Annotated in this window: 6 protein-coding genes; 4 read left to right on the top strand and 2 right to left on the bottom strand. The window is 55.2% G+C overall.

From position 1 onward, the window contains the following. The first annotated feature begins 357 nt into the window (after positions 1–357). Complete coding sequence (locus OS189_RS18525) at positions 358–693, top strand: hypothetical protein (RefSeq protein WP_267168815.1); 336 nt, start codon at positions 358–360, stop codon at positions 691–693. A gap of 199 nt (positions 694–892) precedes the next feature. Here OS189_RS18525 and OS189_RS18530 read toward each other — a convergent pair whose 3' ends face one another. Continuing rightward, on the bottom strand, positions 893–1,900 hold the full coding sequence (locus OS189_RS18530) for a replication initiation protein (RefSeq protein ID WP_267168816.1): 1,008 nt from the start codon (positions 1,898–1,900) through the stop codon (positions 893–895). Between the two features lie 347 nt (positions 1,901–2,247). On the opposite strand from OS189_RS18530, the gene relB reads away from it, so the two are divergent. The 3 genes from relB to OS189_RS18545 all read left to right on the top strand — a co-directional run bounded on the left by relB (position 2,248) and on the right by OS189_RS18545 (position 4,196). Continuing rightward, on the top strand, positions 2,248–2,475 hold the full coding sequence (gene relB, locus OS189_RS18535) for a type II toxin-antitoxin system RelB family antitoxin (protein WP_267168817.1): 228 nt from the start codon (positions 2,248–2,250) through the stop codon (positions 2,473–2,475). Then, positions 2,459–2,731, top strand: coding sequence for a type II toxin-antitoxin system RelE family toxin (locus OS189_RS18540; RefSeq protein ID WP_267168818.1), 273 nt, complete (start codon positions 2,459–2,461; stop codon positions 2,729–2,731). Before relB ends, OS189_RS18540 begins: the two co-directional genes overlap by 17 nt. A gap of 247 nt (positions 2,732–2,978) precedes the next feature. Continuing rightward, positions 2,979–4,196, top strand: a complete 1,218-nt coding sequence (locus OS189_RS18545; protein ID WP_267168819.1) for a plasmid recombination protein — start codon at positions 2,979–2,981, stop codon at positions 4,194–4,196. On the opposite strand, the gene OS189_RS18550 is transcribed toward OS189_RS18545, so the two are convergent. Then, positions 4,137–4,604 (bottom strand): hypothetical protein, encoded by a 468-nt coding sequence (locus tag OS189_RS18550; RefSeq protein WP_267168820.1) that lies wholly within the window; start codon positions 4,602–4,604, stop codon positions 4,137–4,139. The genes OS189_RS18545 and OS189_RS18550 overlap by 60 nt on opposite strands. Positions 4,605–5,106 lie beyond the last annotated feature (502 nt).

Here is a 5,106-nt window from a genome sequence, read left to right on the forward strand (position 1 = left end):
GGGGGGCGGGGGGTCGGAAAAGGAGATTTCAAAAAAAGGGATTTATTTTTGTTGATCGTCTTGTTCGAACGATTTTTGTGCCGATCAAGGATACAGGCGCTGTCGAAACCTACACAGATACGCTCATAGCGCCTCGTCATGCGTCAAGGGAGGTGTTGACTGGGGTAGGGTGCCAAATGTCGGAACATCGACTTTACGGACATTTTTTCGACCACCCGCATCGTGCCCCTACTGACCTCAGATTGAATTCTTAAAAAGGCAAGATACGCTTCCCTTCATGATTGAAGTCTTTATCCGGCCCGTGGCCAGCCAACCCCTGTCCTTTCCGTCGGAGCCATCCAGCGAAAGGAATATGCGATGAAACGATTACTGGCCGTGTTGACGGCGGGGCTGCTGATCGGGGCCTGCGGGCCGAGTCCACAGAACGATCCGATCTATCAGGCGCTGGTGGCGAACCCGCCGACGCAGGTCCCGGCGGAGTTAATCCCACGGCTTCGTAGCGACCGTCCGGCTTGTGAGGTCTTCAATCAGAATAAGCTAAATCAGTATATGACTTGTTGGTGGCCGAGAGGCATCCCCAAAAGTTCTGCATATTTAGCGTACTACAGGCCAAATCCTGTCAGCCCGCCGCATCCTTCAAAGCTCATTTCATCCGGCGGTAGACCAATTACCGAGCATGTCCCATTTTCTTAAGAGAAAGAGTCTAACATGGTAGTGACAAATACTGCGGCCCTCGATGCATACGCGCAAATTTCTGCTCAAGCATATGACCCCACAGCCGGAACACCGAATGTGCCTGGTTCTTCTGGACAAGCTGTCTAGGGGGCAGCTCAGATTACAGAAAGTATGATCTCCTAGAAACGACTGTTTCTGAACAGCCCTGCGACCTTGCTCAAATCCGCTTCTGACTCTGGCAGAAGTTCACGAATACCGCCTCAACGTTCTTTGCCGCCAGCTTGATCCCTTTTTGCGCGCAGAACGACCGGAAGGCGTCTGCCAGCTTGCCGTGGTCCCAGTTGCAATTTTCACGTGCCAGCGTCTCCCATGGGTCGGTATATTTGACGCTTCCCGTCTCTGGGAAGGCCAGAGGAGCCTTGGCTTCTGCCCTCCGGCCCTTACGGGCCACGGAATGGGCTTCCTGCTCCCTCTTGGCCTCTTCCAGAGCCTCTTTGACCTCCCATGCCAGCTCGATCTCCGTCGTTTTACGGCGTTCCCGTTTCGTGATGCGGTAGCTGACACGGAAACGGCTCGACTGGTTGACCTCATCAATAGCAGCATCGAGGGCAAATTTTCGAAAGTTGCCCCATGTAGAAAGCTTGCCTGTCTGGACGCCCAGTCGGGCGCGCAGCTCTTCGACGGTGAAGCGTTCCATCTGCCGTTCACGGGCGGCGCGGAATGAGATCATCTCGTGCAGTCGGTGAGCATAGCGCGAGGACATGGCGAGGCCGGCGCGATAGTCCAGAACGGCATAGAGGTTCGATTGTTCGACAATTTTGCGAAACTCTGCGTCGAACTGATAGCGCAGTTTACCGTGGCCTTCGTCCATATCGACGCGGCCCACGGCAATCAGGCCATAAATGGCGGTATGGCCCTCGGCAGTGTTCACATGGCGCATGGTCACGCTGCGCAGCTCCTCAAAGAGCCGCACTACGTCTTCGTGGGTCAAATTCCGGAAACCCTTCACCTGTTTGAAGGTGGCCAGCGGCAGCTCGTGCCACTGGTCGTCAGCGATCTTGCCCCCCGCGTTTTTCATCAGCACGTCTTGCAGCTTGAGCGCCTGCAAGCTCGGCGGATTGCGCAAAGCCCGTTCGCTGTATTGCCCATCGGCCAGCTCGCCCGCCTTGCTGAGCTTGGCGGGGTCATGGTCGTTCGTTTTCGCGCTGTTTACTGCATATCCCATGCAGTTACTTAACCAGTAGTTTTGTTACGATCAATAACTAAGAGTAGTCCCGAAAACTACCGTGTAGAGTCCCGAAAACTACCGTATAGGTCCCGAAAACTACCGCCTAATCCGATTCCATGTTTATTTTCATGGTCTTACAAGGCCCTGAAATAAGAAACCTATAGAAATAAGGGAACTGCGTTCCTTTTATAAAAATAATAAGGATTTCAGAGGGACAATTTCAAAGATTTTGGGTTCAGATCGACGAAGATGCAGCGCGGCATGTTGCGTGATGGAGCATCAAATTATTGACCGTGCCGAAAGGTTATGCGATACATGTATCGCAATTTGATTGGAGTTTCCCCATGCCCTTGTCCATTCGCCTTCCCAGCGATGTTGAATCTCGGCTGAGTGCGCTGGCGCAGCGCACTGGGCGCAGCAAGACGTTCTATGCGACCGAGGCCATCACCGAACATCTCGAAGACCTTGAAGACCTATACCTCGCAGAACAGCGCCTTGTGGAGCTGCGGGCAGGCAAATCCGACACAGTGTCGCTGGATGAGCTGATGGCGCGTTATGGGCTGGCAGGTTAAGTTCGAGCGTTCGGCGGAGCGCGAACTGTCGAAGCTTGACCCGCAAACGGCCCGCCGCATTCTGGCTTTCCTGCATGGCCGTGTTGCCATGCTCGACGACCCACGCAGCATTGGTGAAGCCCTGAGGGGAGCGAAGCTGGGGGCGTTTTGGAAATACCGCGTTGGCGATTATCGCATCATCGCCAGCATCGAGGACGCAGAAGTGTGCGTTCTGGTTCTGAGGATCGGAAATCGCAGAGAGGTTTACAAACGATAAGAGCCTGAACCAGTGGGCCGAGGGTGCGCTAAACCGCGCAGCGCAAGGCGGGTTACGCTTTTAAAGCAAGCCGTAGGCGCGCAGGTGAGGTCCCTTTAGGGGGCCGAGAGATGGGTGTTGCTTGCCAACACAATAGTCGGCCCTATTGCCTTTGCTTTCCCCGGCTTTTCTACCAAAATCAGCATGTTAGGAATTTTCTTAAGAACCGCCGACAATGCCTCAACAGGTAATCTCGGAGTTCTCGCCAATGTCAGGCCCACAATTCGCGCATATTCAAACATGGTCGCGCAAACCAAACAAGGCGGGTCAGTCGATTGATCATGTCATCGCTGAAGCAAATCGCGACCCTGAATTTTCGATGCATGTTGAAAATCCAGCCCCTCCCCGCGTTCTTCTCGGCAACCCCGCCACCTTTGCCGCCGATCATGCCGCCCATGTTGCTGCGCGCTCTACAATCGCAATCATGGCTGATGGATCACAAAAGAGCCGTGCCATTCGCACCGACCGTCACACCATGGCCTCGATCGTCATGAGCTATCCTGTGCCTCGTTCTGCCATTGTCACAGATGAAGCCAAAGCAAAATTGGCTGCATGGGAACAACGCAATCTCGACTGGCTCCGGACAAAATACGGGGGCCAGCTTTGTGTTGCTCTGGCCCATGATGATGAAAATCATCCGCATCTTCACGCATGGCTTCTCCCTGATGATCCCGGTGCAGATGCCACAACACTGCATCCGGGAAAGGTCGCAAAAAAAGAGGTTGAGGCCAGAGCCAAAGCCGATGGTGTCGAAAATCGGGAAGCCGTGAAGTTGGGCAATCGCGCTTTGAAAGCTGCCATGACGATCTGGCAGGATGAATATCACGCGGCGGTCGGGGTTCCTGAAGGCCTCACACGCTCAGGCCCCAGACGCCGCAGACTGTCCCGCGAACAATGGAACGCCGAGAAAGCGACCGCTAAGGCCCATAAGACGGCTTTGGAGAGGGCAGAGGCGGCGCAGGCCAGTGCCGATGCCGCTGACCTGCATGTGAGCGCTGCAGAGGCCCGTGTGGGGAAGATTGACGCACGGGACACGGCCACCGCCGAGAAGGCCCACACGCTGGGAAAGGTCCATGGCAGTGTGATGCGGCGGGAAAAGCAACTGGAGGCGCGGGAAGAGGCCGTATCAGCGCGTGAGAGGGCCGCTGAGGCCAAAGAACTTCAATCTTGGGCACAAGCCACCCAAATCATCGAGGCGGCTCACACAGAGGCAGAAAAGGTGGCTGAGGTGGCGCATGAAGAGCGCCGGAAGATCAGCCAGTTCATGAAACGAGTGCGGGATGTGGTTGTGCGCATAGGATCGGCACTGAGTCTGGATCTCATCGGCAAGGACTTGATGCGGGATATTGCGAGCATCGAAGAGGACTTAGTTGCCGCCGAAAATCCGACTCCAGAGGCTGGCTGGAACGACGGGCCGGAGGTCTGATGCAAGCCGTTCTGCCTGCGCCTTCCATGCGTCTCGGTCCGCCGCCAGGTCGATCAGTCTGGCCGTGGTGGCTTCTGCCTGCCCTTCCATCCTGGCAAGTGCTTGTTTCGTGGTCGCCAGCTCCTCGCGCAGCGCGTGTTCATATGGGATGGTATCAGGGGTGAGCGCAGGGATGCCATCAGGGATGATGCTGGTCGGGATACCGACACGGGCTTTCCGGTCGTTTCCCTGTCGCTTCGGCCAGTGCCTACTTGCGGCTCTGCGCCTTACACTATCGGGTTTAATGCGCAAAAGTTTAGCCGCATCTTCGTATGTCATAAATCTGTGTCCGGTATCGTCAGCCATGCCATCACCCGTGATTTTGACCATGATAAAACGGAAATTATCACGGGTAATATTTTTTCGCAAACTGATGATCTTTATCAACCCGAACCAGCTTTGCAGCTGGTTCCCGTTACCCCGTCTCAGGGTAACGCTCTGCGAGGCGGGGCGTCCCAGCATGTATCACGCGAAAGAGCGTTCAACCTGCCAGACGCCAACGTGAGGCGGTCACATCGGCCCAGCAAGCTGGCTCGCGTAACCGCGTGGCCTGTCTATCGACAGGAAAGGGCGCTCCGCGTCTCTGCCTTCGGCAGCATCATTAAAAGGTTTCAGGCAGCGAGTAGGGACAGGGCAAGGACAAAATCAAAGTGAAGAGGCAGGGGGGCGGGGGGTCGGAAAAGGAGATTTCAAAAAAAGGGATTTATTTTTGTTGATCGTCTTGTTCGAACGATTTTTGTGCCGATCAAGGATACAGGCGCTGTCGAAACCTACACAGATACGCTCATAGCGCCTCGTCATGCGTCAAGGGAGGTGTTGACTGGGGTAGGGTGCCAAATGTCGGAACATCGACTTTACGGACATTTTTTCG

Source organism: Sulfitobacter sp. F26169L (assembly GCF_026410285.1).
In the GTDB taxonomy this organism is placed as follows: domain Bacteria; phylum Pseudomonadota; class Alphaproteobacteria; order Rhodobacterales; family Rhodobacteraceae; genus Sulfitobacter.

Excerpts from the sequence above, each read along its gene's own strand:
- relB (WP_267168817.1), top strand. The coding sequence starts at position 2,248 with ATGCCCTTGTCCATTCGCCTTCCCAGCGATGTTGAATCTCGGCTGAGT.
- OS189_RS18540 (WP_267168818.1), top strand. The coding sequence starts at position 2,459 with ATGGGCTGGCAGGTTAAGTTCGAGCGTTCGGCGGAGCGCGAACTGTCG.
- OS189_RS18545 (WP_267168819.1), top strand. The coding sequence starts at position 2,979 with ATGTCAGGCCCACAATTCGCGCATATTCAAACATGGTCGCGCAAACCA.
- OS189_RS18525 (WP_267168815.1), top strand. The coding sequence starts at position 358 with ATGAAACGATTACTGGCCGTGTTGACGGCGGGGCTGCTGATCGGGGCC.
- OS189_RS18530 (WP_267168816.1), bottom strand. The coding sequence starts at position 1,900 with ATGGGATATGCAGTAAACAGCGCGAAAACGAACGACCATGACCCCGCC.